This is a genomic window from Clostridium lacusfryxellense (genome assembly GCF_018861735.1).
In the GTDB taxonomy this organism is placed as follows: Bacteria; Bacillota; Clostridia; order Clostridiales; family Clostridiaceae; genus Clostridium_AD; species Clostridium_AD lacusfryxellense.
The window spans coordinates 1-14,671 of record NZ_JAHLEB010000081.1 but is presented as its reverse complement, the minus strand read 5'-3'; the positions used below and the strand labels follow the sequence as shown (position 1 = coordinate 14,671).

General features: G+C 28.1%; 14 protein-coding genes. All 14 read left to right on the top strand.

Annotation, left to right across the window (positions count from 1 at the left end; translation table 11 throughout):
- The first annotated feature begins 317 nt into the window (after positions 1 to 317).
- Complete coding sequence (locus tag KPL55_RS24115; RefSeq protein WP_312887384.1) at positions 318 to 1,577, top strand: O-antigen ligase family protein; 1,260 nt, start codon at positions 318 to 320, stop codon at positions 1,575 to 1,577.
- A gap of 54 nt (positions 1,578 to 1,631) precedes the next feature.
- Positions 1,632 to 2,351, top strand: coding sequence for a WecB/TagA/CpsF family glycosyltransferase (locus KPL55_RS24110; RefSeq protein WP_216309311.1), 720 nt, complete (start codon positions 1,632 to 1,634; stop codon positions 2,349 to 2,351).
- Positions 2,352 to 2,389: 38 nt separating this feature from the next.
- On the top strand, positions 2,390 to 3,475 hold the full coding sequence (locus tag KPL55_RS24105) for a glycosyltransferase (RefSeq protein WP_216309310.1): 1,086 nt from the start codon (positions 2,390 to 2,392) through the stop codon (positions 3,473 to 3,475).
- 73 nt (positions 3,476 to 3,548) lie between these two features.
- The gene (locus tag KPL55_RS24100) at positions 3,549 to 4,100 is read left to right on the top strand and encodes a nitroreductase family protein (protein WP_216309309.1); all 552 of its coding nucleotides are present in this window, start codon (positions 3,549 to 3,551) and stop codon (positions 4,098 to 4,100) included.
- Positions 4,101 to 4,336: 236 nt separating this feature from the next.
- Positions 4,337 to 5,197 (top strand): DMT family transporter, encoded by an 861-nt coding sequence (locus tag KPL55_RS24095; protein ID WP_216309308.1) that lies wholly within the window; start codon positions 4,337 to 4,339, stop codon positions 5,195 to 5,197.
- Between the two features lie 31 nt (positions 5,198 to 5,228).
- Entirely contained in the window at positions 5,229 to 5,873 is a 645-nt protein-coding gene (locus tag KPL55_RS24090; RefSeq protein WP_216309307.1) for a cyclodeaminase/cyclohydrolase family protein, read from the top strand.
- Complete coding sequence (locus KPL55_RS24085; RefSeq protein ID WP_216309306.1) at positions 5,866 to 7,623, top strand: N-6 DNA methylase family protein; 1,758 nt, start codon at positions 5,866 to 5,868, stop codon at positions 7,621 to 7,623. Before KPL55_RS24090 ends, KPL55_RS24085 begins: the two co-directional genes overlap by 8 nt.
- Positions 7,624 to 7,681: 58 nt before the next feature.
- Positions 7,682 to 7,924: an acyl carrier protein gene (locus KPL55_RS24080; RefSeq protein ID WP_216309305.1), complete on the top strand. Its 243-nt coding sequence runs from the start codon at positions 7,682 to 7,684 to the stop codon at positions 7,922 to 7,924.
- Positions 7,921 to 8,043: a hypothetical protein gene (locus tag KPL55_RS26465; protein WP_281418909.1), complete on the top strand. Its 123-nt coding sequence runs from the start codon at positions 7,921 to 7,923 to the stop codon at positions 8,041 to 8,043. Before KPL55_RS24080 ends, KPL55_RS26465 begins: the two co-directional genes overlap by 4 nt.
- Positions 8,044 to 8,078: 35 nt before the next feature.
- Complete coding sequence (locus tag KPL55_RS24075; RefSeq protein WP_246599814.1) at positions 8,079 to 9,410, top strand: AMP-binding protein; 1,332 nt, start codon at positions 8,079 to 8,081, stop codon at positions 9,408 to 9,410.
- 19 nt (positions 9,411 to 9,429) lie between these two features.
- Positions 9,430 to 10,542 carry a LuxE/PaaK family acyltransferase gene (locus KPL55_RS24070; protein WP_216309304.1) on the top strand — a complete coding sequence of 371 codons (1,113 nt, stop codon included), beginning with the start codon at positions 9,430 to 9,432 and terminating at the stop codon, positions 10,540 to 10,542.
- On the top strand, positions 10,539 to 11,843 hold the full coding sequence (locus KPL55_RS24065; RefSeq protein ID WP_216309303.1) for an acyl-CoA reductase: 1,305 nt from the start codon (positions 10,539 to 10,541) through the stop codon (positions 11,841 to 11,843). The genes KPL55_RS24070 and KPL55_RS24065 overlap by 4 nt, the downstream gene beginning before the upstream one ends.
- Before the next feature lie 67 nt (positions 11,844 to 11,910).
- Complete coding sequence (locus tag KPL55_RS24060; protein WP_216309302.1) at positions 11,911 to 12,321, top strand: MaoC family dehydratase; 411 nt, start codon at positions 11,911 to 11,913, stop codon at positions 12,319 to 12,321.
- Positions 12,322 to 12,466: 145 nt separating this feature from the next.
- Entirely contained in the window at positions 12,467 to 14,266 is a 1,800-nt protein-coding gene (locus KPL55_RS24055; protein ID WP_216309301.1) for a sigma 54-interacting transcriptional regulator, read from the top strand.
- Positions 14,267 to 14,671 lie beyond the last annotated feature (405 nt).

Here is a 14,671-nt window from a genome sequence, read left to right as displayed (position 1 = left end):
TTTGCATGCCCAAAAATAATAGTTGTAAAAGAAAAAGGCCAATTAAAAGCATACATACTTTCAATTGGCTATAATTCTATTTGTCACAAGATGGTTAACTTAATGACATTGATATAGAACTGGCTTTTTTTATTTTTATTTATATTATAAATATTGATAAAAATAGTTGAATAATATTTAAAATGATGTAAAATGATTAAGGAGAGTGACTATAATATTTTATATAAAATTAAAAATATTATAATTGAGATTTAAGAAACTATTAAAATAAGTGCAAAATCAAAATGAGCTTGTACTATTTGAAATGAGGTTGGAAAGTGAATTATTTTAAAAAAACAATGTTTTTATTAACATGTATTTATATTATGTTATTGCCATTAATTCCACAAGGAATTAAGTTTGCTGGGGTAACAATTACTGATATAATTTTAGGATTATTAATTTTTGTGTTCATTATAAATATTATAGTTTTCAGAGAGAGTAGAGAAAACTTTGTTCATTCTATTATAGATTTTTTTACACAGAAATTGAGTCTATTTATTATAATATTATTAGGAATAATGATAACATCAACTATTTATGCAGTTGACAAAGGATTAGCATTGAGTGAAAGTTTCAGATTTTTATCATATGTCTTTATGTATTTTATTATAAAATATGAGTTTAATAATAAGAAGCAAGTTAACATTTTATTAAACTGTTTTATATTTATTTCATTTCTTTTAAGTTGCATTGGCATAGTTCAATATTTTACAGGGTTTGCATTGGCTGAAACGTTTAAAAGAACATATGAATTTGGAGGAAGTATAAGAATAACATCAACATTTTCTAACCCGAATGCCTATGGTGCATATTTAATACTAATAATTTTTCCGTTAATTATGTTAAGTATTTATGAAAAAAATAAAAACAAAAAAATAGTTTATGTATTACTTTCATTATTAGTAATTGCTAATATGTTGATGACTTTTTCTAGAAATGCATTATTAGGATTTGTGTTAGGATTATTTATACTATCACTAATTTATAGTATTAAGTTAATATTCGCTCTTGGGGGGTTTGGTGTCTTAATTTTTATAATTCCTCCTGTTTTTAAAAGAATTATAGGAATAGTTAACTTAGCTCAAAATGAATTAAGGATTAAACTTTGGAAAACAGCATTAATGATGATAAAAGAACATCCAATACTAGGTGTTGGTAACGGAAATTATGTTACAAGATATAATGAATATGTAAGTAAGTATAAAGAACTTAAATATTATGACTATAAAAATTATCCATCACATAATTCATATTTAAAAGTTCAAAGTGAGTTAGGTTTGATTGGTATAGTTTCTTTCGTGGGTGTAGTTTTAATGGCTTTAATTAGAGTTAAAAAATTGTATAGTACAACTACAGATAATTTCCATAAAGCATTCTATATTGGTGTAATGGCAAGTATGGTTGCTTTCTTATTTATGAATTCATCTGATAATTTATTTTTTGTTCCTAAAGTAACAACATATTTTTGGTTTTTATTAGCTACTTCAGAAGCATTATTAAATAATTGTCATAAAGAAAGTTTAACGATAGATTAAATGAATAGTAATATACCATTTACGTAAAAAGGTGAATTATTTGGAGGGACTTGTATGAAAACAAAAATTTTTCAATATGTAATTTTTAATGAGAATATAGATGAATTGTTTAAACTCATAAGCAATTTTAAAAAAGTACATATTATTTCAGGAAATCCAGAGGTTCTTCTTAATGGACTTCAAAATAATATGTTGCTAGATAATTTCACAAGTGAAAAGTCTATTATTATCCCAGATGGAATTGGAACAGTAATATGCTCGAAAATTGTAAAGCAACCAGTTAGTCAAAAAATAGCTGGTATAGAGGTCATGGATAGGATAGTAAAAAGATGTGAAAAAGAAAATCAAGGAGTATATTTGCTTGGATCTACAAAGGAAACAGTAGATATGTGCAATATTAATTTGAGAACTAAATATCGAAATTTAAATATAGTCGGAAGTCATGATGGATATTTTAATTTAGATGATTGTGAAGAGATAATAAAAGAAATAGAAAAAGTTAACCCGCAAGTATTATTCGTTGCAATGGGATGTCCTAGGCAAGAAATATTTATATCAAAATATATGGACAGACTTCCATGTAAAATATTTATGGGGGTTGGAGGTAGTTTTGATATTATAGCTGGTAATGTTAAACGTGCACCTAAATGGATGATTAATTTAGGTATGGAATGGTTATATAGAGTTTCAAAGGAACCATTTAGAATTAAAAGGTTGTCATCTATACCTGAATTTATATTAATGGTGATAAAGGAAAAATACAAAAGTAAATAATTTTTACCTATTAAAAGGAGGAGATTCATATTAAAGTTTTGCATATCATATCCGGTAATGATAATGGTGGTGGTGGAAAACACGTATTAAATATATGTAATAAATCGAATAAATACTTTGAAAATATAATTGGGTGCGTGGGAGAAGGTCCGCTCTACTTTAAGGCTAGAGATATGGATGTTAACTTTAAGCTTTTTAGTAAGAAGCTCAAGAATGTGGAACTAGTAAATTTTATAAATGAGAACTCAATTAATATTGTGAATTTCCATGGAGCTAAACCATTTTTAATGCACTTGATTTTGAAAAATAAATTTAAAGTTCCCACTGTAGCGGTAGTTCACAGTGATTTTAGATATGATTTTCTTAATAATAAAATAAAACAAATCCTTTTTACACCTCTGAGTATTATGGGACTAAAGAGTTTTAATAATTATATTTGTGTATCTAATAATTTGAAATATTTATTAGATACTCAGAAAATTCAAGGAAATAAAGCCGTTGTGAATAATGGCATAGATATAAATGAAATAAATATAAAGACGTCAACAGTAGATATAAGAAGAAAATTGGAATTAAAAAATAATGACTTTATTTACATCATGGTTGCAAGACTTCATCCTATAAAAAATCATAGACAAGTTTTATTAGCATTTGAAAAACTATCACATGAGTTTAATGATGTTAAACTACTTTTAGTTGGTGATGGTGTGCTTAGGCCCGAAATAGAAAAATTAATACTTGAGTTAAAACTAGAGAATAGAGTTATTATGACTGGAAATGTTGTGAATCCAATTGAATATATAAATGCCTCCAATATAAGTGTTTTAGTCTCTTTAAGTGAGGGTGGAGCTCCACCACTTGTCGTGTTAGAATCAGGAATTGTAAAAAAATCTTTAATTTATACAGAAGTAGGGGATTTAGAAAATATTTTGGATGAAAAAAGCGGATATAAAGTAAAATATGAAGATAATAGAGGTATCTACAAAACTATGAAGGAAACGTACTTAGATAGAAATAATTTAAATATTAAAGGTGAAAATCTATATAATATTGTTGTAAATAATTTTTCTTTAGAAAAATTTTGGGAAACATATTTTCAAATATATAAAACTATTTTAAAATAAAGTAAATACATTATTATTTAACTACATTATTTATTTAACAATTACACATACTAATTTTAAAGGAGTGTGTTATATGGAATTTTACGATGTAGTTAAAGGTAGAAAAAGTATTAAGAAATTTAAAAATACCCCAATAAATCCAGAAAAATTATCTAGGATGATTAATGCAGCTATGATGTCGCCTTCTTGGAAGAATAATAATTCATATAAATTTATTTTAGTGGATGAAAAGAAGGAGTTAGAAGAAATTTCTAAATCTATAATGAATAAAGATAGTTCTGCTGCTCAGTCAATAATCGACTCACCTATGACAGCAGTTATAGTAGCGGATCCTAATGCGTCCGGTGAAGTAGAAAACAAGGAATACTATTTAGTAGACAGTGCGATAGCTATGGAACATTTTATTTTAGCAGCTACTAATGAGGGTTATGGGACTTGTTGGATTGCGGCAATTGATGAAGATATTATTAAAAAAACATTATCAATTCCACAAAATTATAAAGTTGTTGCTATAACTCCTGTAGGTGAAATTGCAGAAAGCAAAGATCATTATGAGAAAAAAGATGTAAAAGAATTTGTATTCTCAAACACTTGGGATAATGCCTATTCTGGTAATGTAAAATAAGTAATTTCTAAAATATAACAAAGCTCTATGTCAATAGAATAAGACATAGAGCTTTTGTTTTATTTAGAATTATTTCAAATAAAGTTTAATACTTCATCTAATTAAAGCATTTCACACTAATTATTTATTAAATATATATTAAAATAGTGAAAAATCAACGCAAAAATGGTACAATTTTATTATGTATTAAAATTTAAGTTATTTTTATCGCGTAAATTAAAACATGGAGGACTACAATGGAAAAAACAAAAGGAATTTTATATATTATATTATCAGCCTGTGCTTTTGGTATTATGCCAATCCTTGCTAAATTGTCATATAGAGGAGGCGCCAATACATATACAACATTGTTCCTTAGGTTTTTTTTCGCAGCAATTATGCTTTTATATTATTTGAAATCTAAAGGTATATCTATGAAATTGACTAGAAAACAATTGTTCTTAGTATTAATTGTAGGTGTATTTGGATTTACATTTACAACTGCAAGTTTATTTATGTCCTATAATTATATAAGTATTGGAATGGCGAGCATGATATTTTATACTTATCCGTCTATTGTTACCCTGCTAGCGTACCTAGTTTATAAAGAGAAAGTATATAAGAGGAAAATCATTTCATTACTTATTTCATTAGTAGGTATTTATATATTAATAGATACAGGAAGCGTTAGTTTTAATTTAAAAGGGATAATATTAGCAGGTACTGCTACTCTACTATATTCGTTATATGTGTTAGGAGCATCACATAAAGAATTTAGAAACATCAATAGTTATGTTCTTACGTTTTATATATCATGTGCATCTGCCGCTGTAATGTTTGGTGCCGCAAATTTTACAAGTAATTTTAATATCCATATTTCATTTTATGCACTTGTGGCAATATTATTATTAGCATTCATATCTACAGTAGTCGCATTAATGGCATTTTTAGAAGGCGTTAGAATAATAGGACCATCTAAAGCTTCAATTTATAGCATTATTGAACCCATAGTTGGTTTAATATTAGGAACATTAATATTAAGAGAACCAATTTCAGCTAGAATTGTAATTGGAAGTATTATGATAGTCTTGTCTGTAGTGGTATTAACAAAGGAATAATATAAAAATAATTTCTATGGAGGAATACAATATGTTAGATCAAAAAACTATTAAAGAATTTATAACTGAGCTAGGTTCTAGTTCACCTGTGCCAGGAGGTGGAGGTGTGTCTGCTTTAGGTTCTGCTTTAGCTTGTGCATTAGGGTCAATGGTGTTTAATTTAACTGTAGGTAAGAAGGTATATAATGAATATGGTGATAAAGAAAAAACAATTATACTCAATAATTTAGAGTTATGCCTAGAAAATCAGGACAGTTTTTTAGAGCTAATGAACAAAGATAAAGAATCTTTTTTAATTTTAATGTCTACATTTAAACTACCTAAGGGAAGCAGTGTAGAGATAGAAATAAGAAACGAAAAAATTCAAGAAGGTTATAAAGGAGCATTAGAAGTACCATTACTTGTTGCTGAAGAATCATATAAAATATATGATTCTATTGACATAGCCGCTAAATTAGGAAATAAAAATGTTATTTCTGATGCTGGAGTATCAGTTTTAATGCTGCAGGCATCTATCGAAAGTGCAGTTTTAAATGTTAGAATAAACTTGTCAGGTATTAAAGATGAAACATATAAAGAAAAGATTCAAGAACGATGCACGGAACTAATAAATAATGGAAGAGTTAAACGAGATAAAATATTATTGATTGTTAATGAAAATATATTAAATGCTTAATTCGTTAAAACAGAACATAAACGAACTACATAATATTATAGTAAGTCCAATAGATAATATATTTAAAACAACTGCTTTAAAAAAATATAAGCAAGAATTAGAAATATTACATAAAAAAAGTTTTGGGGAAGTATATTATGACTTCATCAAAAACAACAAAGAAAGTGGAACTGTATATACTCCGGAACCTATAACTTTGTATATGATAGAAAATACTATAGAAGCTAATCATATAATAAAAAATCCATATATTAAAATTGTAGATCCATCTTGTGGCACAGGTAATATACTGATTTGTTGCTATAACTATCTTAGAAAATTGTATAATGATAATTTATACTCTATTAATCAAAAAAATAACTTGAATTTAAGCATGGATAACATTGATGAACATATAATAACTAATAATTTATATGGGTTTGATATTGATGATATAGCAATAAAAATTCTTGTTATAGATTTATATGATTTAAGTCAGGGGTGCATAAGTAGAAATATTTTAAATCGAGACTTTTTATTATATGAAAATGATATGGAATATGACATTTGTCTAGGTAATCCGCCTTATGTTGGGAAAAAATCTATAGACAATGATTATGCATCTTTTCTAAAAATTAGATATAAAGATGTATATAAGGACAAAGGGGATTTGTCTTATTGTTTTTTTAAAAAAGCAATAGAAGATTTAAGTCTCGGAGGAAAGTTGACGTTTATTACTTCGAGGTATTTTCTAGAATCACCTAGTGGACAATATTTGAGAAAGGTACTAAAAGAAGGATGTATTATAAAAAAAATCATTGATTTTTATGGTATAAGGCCATTTAAGAATGTAGGAATAGATCCTGTAATTATGTTTATAGAAAATGGTGAAAGTCAAAATAATGAAATTGAAATTATAAAACCTTCAAACATAAAACATAAACATAAACACGAATTTTACAATAGTATATTCCTAAGAAACGGAAATGTATTTAATAGTTTTTTTCTTAATCAAACGTTATTAGATGACATGGGTTGGATATTAATAGATGAAAATAAGAGAAATATTATAAAGAAAATAGAACAAAAAAAATTCACCCTTCTAAGTGATATATGTAATAGTTATCAGGGAATAATAACTGGATGTGATAAAGCTTTTGTTATAAATAGTGCTATTACAAAAATTGAAAATATAGAAATAAATTTAGTTAAACCATGGATTAAAAGTAGTTATATAGAAAAATATTCAGTTTTAAGACGAGATAGTTACATAATATATTCAGATTTAATTCGAAATCCACTTGAGTATCCCAATGCAATGGATTATATTGAAGTTAAAAAGGAAAAGCTAATAAAAAGAAGAGAATGTCAAAATGGTATTAGAAAATGGTATGAACTTCAATGGGGCAGAAAACAAAATATATTTGAAGGAGAAAAAATTATATTTCCATTTAAGGCAAGCAGTAATAGATTTGCGCTTGATATTGGAAGTTATTTTAGCGCAGATGTATATGCACTTATATTAAAAGATAATAGTTCTTTTACTTATGATTTCCTATTATATTTATTAAACAGCAAAATCTATGAATTTTATTTTAAGACGTTTGCAAAAAAGCTAGGTGATGACGCATATGAATATTATCCAAATAATTTAATGAAATTATGCTTACCTGCTATGATTGACATAGAAGGTAAAGACGAAAATTACCTATACGACTATTTTGATTTCACTGAAGACGAAAAAAACATTATACTTGGTGAAACACAATAATTTTGGCATGAAAATTGCTTTGAATATAATATATTATTAAAATTTAGGAGGAGTTACTATGAGTAATTTAGATAAACTAAACAAAGTGTTACGTGATGTACTTGATTTGAGAAAAATAGAGGATATAACCGATGATTTAGGTCCAGATGAGATTGAGTCTTGGGACTCTTTAGGTCATGTAGAACTTGTAACAAATTTAGAGGAGGTTTTTGAAATAGCTCTGAGTGTAGTAGATATTTCTAGAATGTATACTGTAGGTGGTATTAAGAAAATACTTGGGAAATATGGTGTCCAAATATGACATTTACAGATTATATTTTTGAGTTTTCAGCAAAACTTAATAAAACTTCTGTAATAACAAAAAAACAAATAAGTTATAAAGAAACTTATGAAAAAGTAAAAAAAAAGCTTCTTTACTAAAGGGTAAAAAGCTGTCTAAAAAGGATGCTGTACTTTTGGTTTCAGAAAATTCCGATTTTTTTATTGAAAATTATTTTGGAATAATTAAAGCTGGACTTATTTGTGTGCCTATTAACCCATCACTAAGTAGCAATGAGATAAAATATATTATAGATGCTCTTAAGATAAAGGTGATTTTCACTCAAAATAAGTACAGCGAAAAAATAAAACAATTAGTTAATGGTAACGTTGAAATTTATACAGACATAGGTGAGCAAGATTTTGATTGTTCAGATGAAGATGATTATGATAATAATGTGAATATAGATGTAGATGTAAATGAAGATGTAGCCGTAATTCTATTTACATCCGGGTCTACAGGAAGCCCTAAGGGAGTAATGCTTACGCACTACAATCTTATCTTTAATACGAACTCCATAATAGAATATTTAAGCCTTACGCAGAGTGATAGAGTAGAAACAGTGCTTCCTTTTTACTATTGTTATGGCACATCAATTCTACATACCCACTTTAGGGTTGGTGGAAGCCTTGTAATTAACAATAAGTTTATGTTTCCACAAACTGTTGTTGAGGATATAATTCAATATAATTGTACAGGATTCTCAGGGGTTCCAAGTACTTATCAAATACTTTTACGAATGACGGACATAAAGAATACCAAACTCCCCTCACTTAGGTATATCACGCAGGCTGGTGGTAAACTTCCGGAACTTTTTATAATGCAGCTTATAGATATTTTAAAGGATGTAGATATTTTTATAATGTATGGACAGACGGAGGCTACAGCAAGATTATCATATTTACCTCCGGATTTAATTTGTAAAAAAATGAATTCCATAGGAAAGGGGATAAGTGGAACAGAACTTATGGTTTTAAATAGTGAAGGAAAGAGTGTAAATTCTGGAGAAACAGGCGAAGTTGTTGCTCGAGGTGGAAACATTATGAAAGGGTATTTTAATGATAAGGAAGAAACTGATAAGGTTTTAAAGAATGGCGATTTATATACCGGTGATCTAGCAACGGTTGATGATGATGGGTATATATATATAGTTGCGAGAGAAAAGAACATTATTAAAAGTGGTGGAATTAGAATAAGCCCCAAAGAAATAGAGGATATAATACTAAAAATACCAGAGATAGTAGAGTGCGCCGTTGTAGGGGTAAATGACGATATTCTAGGAGAAGCTGTAAAGGCCTATATAGTACTTGCAAAAAATAAATCTTGTATAGACCAAAAATATATAGTAGATTTTTGTAGAACACAATTACCTTCATATAAAACTCCGAGGTATATAGAATTTTTAAATGCTCTTCCTAAAAATTCTTCTGGTAAGGTGTTGATGAAAAAACTTAAGGAGTTAAAGTGAAAGTAGGGGAGTGAATTAGATGGATGAATTAGAATTAATTGATCAGTTAGTACTTGGAGAGCAATTCAACATAAATCAGCAGGAAAAGGAAAAGCATCTTTTAAGTATTATATTAACTCAACTAGAAAACAATAAGCAAAATTTAAACATAAAAACTATGTATGATAAATTAGGTATAGATCTTAATAAAATCAATACATTAGAACAGGTTCCATATATACCTGTTAATATGTTTAAATCTTTCGAGCTAAGGATATGTAGTGAAGATCAAGTTGTAAGGGTTCTACAATCTAGTGCTACCACCACAGGAATTCCTAGTAAGATATATTTAGATAAAAAGACTTCGATAATGCAAACACAAGGTTTAATAAGCACATTAACAAGTTTTTTAGGTAGTTCAAGAAAACCAATGCTTGTTGTAGATGATGCGCAGAGCAATAAAAGAGGTGCGACTATAACAGCTCGTGGTGCAGCTATAAGAGGTCTAAGCACTTTCGCTAGTAAGATATTCTATGTAATGGATAAAGAAAAAGAAGAACTTAAATTAAATTTAGATAGACTTAAGGAATTTGAAAGAAAATATAAAGATGAGGAAATTTTAGTTTATGGATTTACTTATATATTGTGGTCTAAATTTTTAAAAGTTTTAAAACAAGAACAAATAAAACTAAACTTGCCAAAATTAAAGTTGTTGCATAGTGGTGGGTGGAAAAAACTTATTTCTGAAAAGGTTGAAAAGGACGAATTCGCAGAGACCGCTTCTCAAATATTTAACACAAGTAAAGATAACGTGATTGATTTTTATGGAATGGTAGAGCAGTCAGGGGTAGTCTTTATTGATTGTCAGTATGGAAACAAACATGTACCAAATTTTGCGGAAGTTATTATAAGGGACATACAGACTTTAGAAGAGGTTAAGTTTGGTCAGGAAGGACTTATTGAAGTTATGAGCATTTTAGGTACTAGTTATCCATCGCAGGCTATTTTAACTGAAGACATTGGAGTGTTTATTGGCATAGATGATTGCCCGTGTGGCAGATGCGGCAAATATTTTAAATTTAAGTCTCGTTTAGACAAGGCTGAAATTAGAGGCTGTGGGGATACATTTGCGGAAAGGGAGGTAGGAAGATGATAAAGTGTTATGAATTAGATGGAGAATTTTATGAAAATGGCATCCAATATGCAGATTTTAATGATATAGAAATCTGCCTAAATAATAATTTTTCAGAACTTAATAAGTTTCCTGTGCAAGTTATAATACTTATAATAAATGAATATAGCAAGAAAATAGCTAAAAATAGAGAAATGTTAAGAATGGAAGGTGTTCCATTCTTATCTTTTTATTTAAAGAAAGTAAATATTGAAAAGCAGTTAGAACTTAACTTAGGAAATATTGAATTTTTAAATGATTTTGTAAAAGTAGATGAAGAAAAATACATTAAAGCACAACCAAAAGGGGTAGTTTGCCATTGGATGGCTGGAAATGTGCCTACACTATCTATATATTCGGTACTTGAGAGTGTATTATGCAAAAACAGTAATATACTAAGGGTCTCCAAGGATAGTGCAAGTCATGTATATAATTTATTGAATTTTTTTAAGAATATTGAAGTTGAATATGAGGGGAATATTTATTCATCGAATATTATATTGAAAAGTATTGCACTTATCTATTTTAATAGTGATGATAAAAATTTGAATGCTTTGATGTCTTTGAAAGCAGATGCGAGAATAGTTTGGGGAGGGAAATCAGCAGTAGATTCCATTTCTTTTTTACCTAAAAAAACTACTTGTAAGGATATAATATTTGGTCCTAAGTATTCCTTTGCTGTTTTTGATAAATCAGCTATTGAAAGTAATGATTTTGAAGAATACCTAGAAAATTTAGTTACAGATATAATTACATTCAATCAAAAGGCATGTTCTTCACCACAAGTATTATTTATAGAAAAAAGCAATCTTTCAGTGGATAAAATAGCAATAATGTTAAGCCACAAATTTGAAAATATTATTAAAAGAAATAGCAATCTAGATCTTGAGCAGGCCATAGCTGCTAAAGTAATTAATAAAAGAGGTGAATATTTACTTGGATTAGATAAAATGGCTTATATTGGTAAGGGTCTTCAATATACCATATTAATTGATAGCGAGATAAAACTTGAAGAGGCTATTACAGGTCGAACCATATTTATAAAAGAACTTGAAGATATTATGGAGATATGCCCTTTAATTACTAAAAACATACAAACTATTGGAATAGCTTCAAAGAATAATAAAAAAACTATAGATTTTGCAAGCAGAGTAACTGCTATAGGCGTAAATAGAGTTGTAAAAATTGGTTATATGAATTTCTATGACTCTCCTTGGGATGGAACTTTAATAACAAGCGAATTAGTTAGGTGGTGCTCTCTTAGTATAAATGGGATGATCTAATAGAGAGTTGCTAATATGTAAACAATTAATTATTTAAAAATAGTTTTGTGTAGGGGGAGAAAATGCAATGTCAGATATTAAAAAATTTTACGTAGGTCAGAGCGACGAATTAATAAAGGAGTTTACGTTAGAAGATGTCGAAACTTATGCAAGACTTACAGGGGATTATAATTACGTGCATATGGATGAGGTAAAAGCAACAAAATCTTATTTTAAAGGTAGAATAGTACACGGACAATTAGTTGGTGGGTTAATTTCAGCTTTACTCGGAACTAAATTGCCGGGTGAAGGAAATATATATTTAAAGCAGAGTTTTGAATTTTTAAAACCTGTTAGAATTGGCGACATAATTAAAGCAAAGGCGACAATAATTGAAATTAATGAGGATAAGAAAGTTATAGTTCTTGATACTTTTTGTATAAATGTACTAAATGAAGTAGTTTTACAAGGAAAAGCTAAAGTATTAGTACTGAGGTAGTAAAAATCAACCAAATAATATATTTAAACTAAAATAGTGATTGAAAAATTACATTAAATTATGCTTTTTCTGATATAATAAAATTAGCTATGTAATATGTAGATATGTCATGGCTTAATTTTTTTATAGATTGAGAGGTGTTGTTATGAAAGTAAGGGATGTTATGATCAGAGGTGGTTTAACACTTAAAGAAAGTAATACTTTTTATGAAGCGTCACAACTATTTATTAATAATCAAGTTGAAGTTATACCAATATTAGATGAAAAAGAAATTTTAATTAGTCTTCTAACAAAAAATGATATAATCGATAATTATATGAAGGGTACTAAGCCTGATATAAATATAAAATATCTTTCACACAGCAAAAAAAATATTATTGATGAGGATTCAAAAATAGATAATTATGTTAATGATAAGGAAAGTTATATGGCAGTTAAAAATGCACAGGGTAAGTTTGTTGGAATTTTTAGTGTTAATAATATGTTAAGGAAAGGTATTACAAATGAATCAGAAAAAATAAATGAGCTAAAGAAAAAATTAAATTGTACTTACGAATGTAGTCAGGGAAGACTTAATTGCACGGAATTGGATGCGGTTATTGAATCATCTTTTGATGGTATCTACATAACTGATGGTAAAGCTAATACTTTGAAAATTAATAAATCATATGAAAAAATAACAGGTTTACAAAGAAAAGACATGATAAACAGGAACATGTATGAACTAGAAAAGGAAGGATATATATCTAAGTCAGCTACTCTTATGGTACTCAAAAATCGAAAAACGAATACAATTGAACAAGAATTTAGTACTGGTAAAAAAGTGTTGGTTTCTAGTAATCCTATATTTGATGATAAAGGGAATATAAGTATGGTAGTTACAAATGTCCGAGATATAACTGAGTTATATGAACTCCAGGAAGAACTAGCTAAGAATATGAAACTTACAGAAAAATATTATTCGGAAATTGAAGCGATGAGAATTCAATATTTGAATTTATCAGATATTATAGCTAAGGATAAAACAATGTTAGATTTACTCGAAGTTGCTAAAAGAGTAGCTAATGTTGATACTACTGTCTTGATATTAGGAGAAACTGGAGTTGGAAAAGAGGAAATTGCTAAGTTTATATATCAAAATAGTATGAGACGGAGTAAAAATTTTATAAAAATTAATTGTGGTGCAATTCCTCAAAATCTTATAGAATCTGAGCTTTTCGGATATGTAAAAGGTGCTTTTACGGGTGCCAATAAGGAAGGTAAGATGGGTCTTTTTGAAGTTGCGGATGGTGGAACTGTTTTTTTAGATGAAATTGGAGAACTTCCTTTAGATATACAAGTAAAGCTGCTTAATGTACTACAGGAAGGAGAAGTGGAAAGAGTAGGATCAGTGAAACCGATTAAAATCGATGTGCGAGTGCTCGCAGCTACTAATAGGAACCTAGAGGATATGACTAAAGACAAATCTTTTAGGGCGGATTTATATTACCGTTTAAATGTGGTCCCACTAATTGTGCCACCATTAAGAGAGAGAAGAGAAGATATTATTCCTTTAATTCAACATTTCTTATCCCAATTAAATAAAAAATATAACTTTGACAAAACTTTCACCATTGAGGCTGTGAATACACTCTATAATTACAATTGGCCTGGTAATGTTCGTGAACTTAAAAATATAGTAGAAAGAGTTATAGTAATGAGCAGTAGTGATAAAATATTTGAAAATGATTTGCCTATCAAAAACCTAGCAAATATTATTAAAAAAAATAGTACTAGTGATGATATATGCAATCTAAAAGAAGCAGTGGGAAAAGTAGAAGCAAACCTTATTAGTAAAGCGTTCGATAGTGCCGGTAATGTTCGTGATGCTGCAAAGATGCTTGGGATTGATGCTTCTACTTTTGTCAGAAAACGTAAAAGATATTTAGAACAAGATGTGTTGTAATAATGAAACATGTTGCAATAATGCAATAAAGCTGATACCTCTTAAAACACGTATTGCATATGATGTTTATAAAATTATGTTATTTCGATATTTAGCATTTGTTGCAAATATGAAACAGGTGCTATTTTATTTAGAAATATTTGTGAAAACAATAACAATATTTTTTCGGAAAATAAAGTTAAATGTATTGATATACATTATATTAATAGTATTTTCCAGAAAAACAGAATATCTGTAGAATGTTGGCACATATATTGCTACATATATGTATGTAAAGTAATTTAAATTTAAAGTTACAAAAAATATATATATGAGGAGAATGATTTTAATGGGATTAATGACTGGAGACCAATATGTAGAAAGTCTTAGAAAATTAGATTTAAAAGTTTATATGTTTGGAGAAAA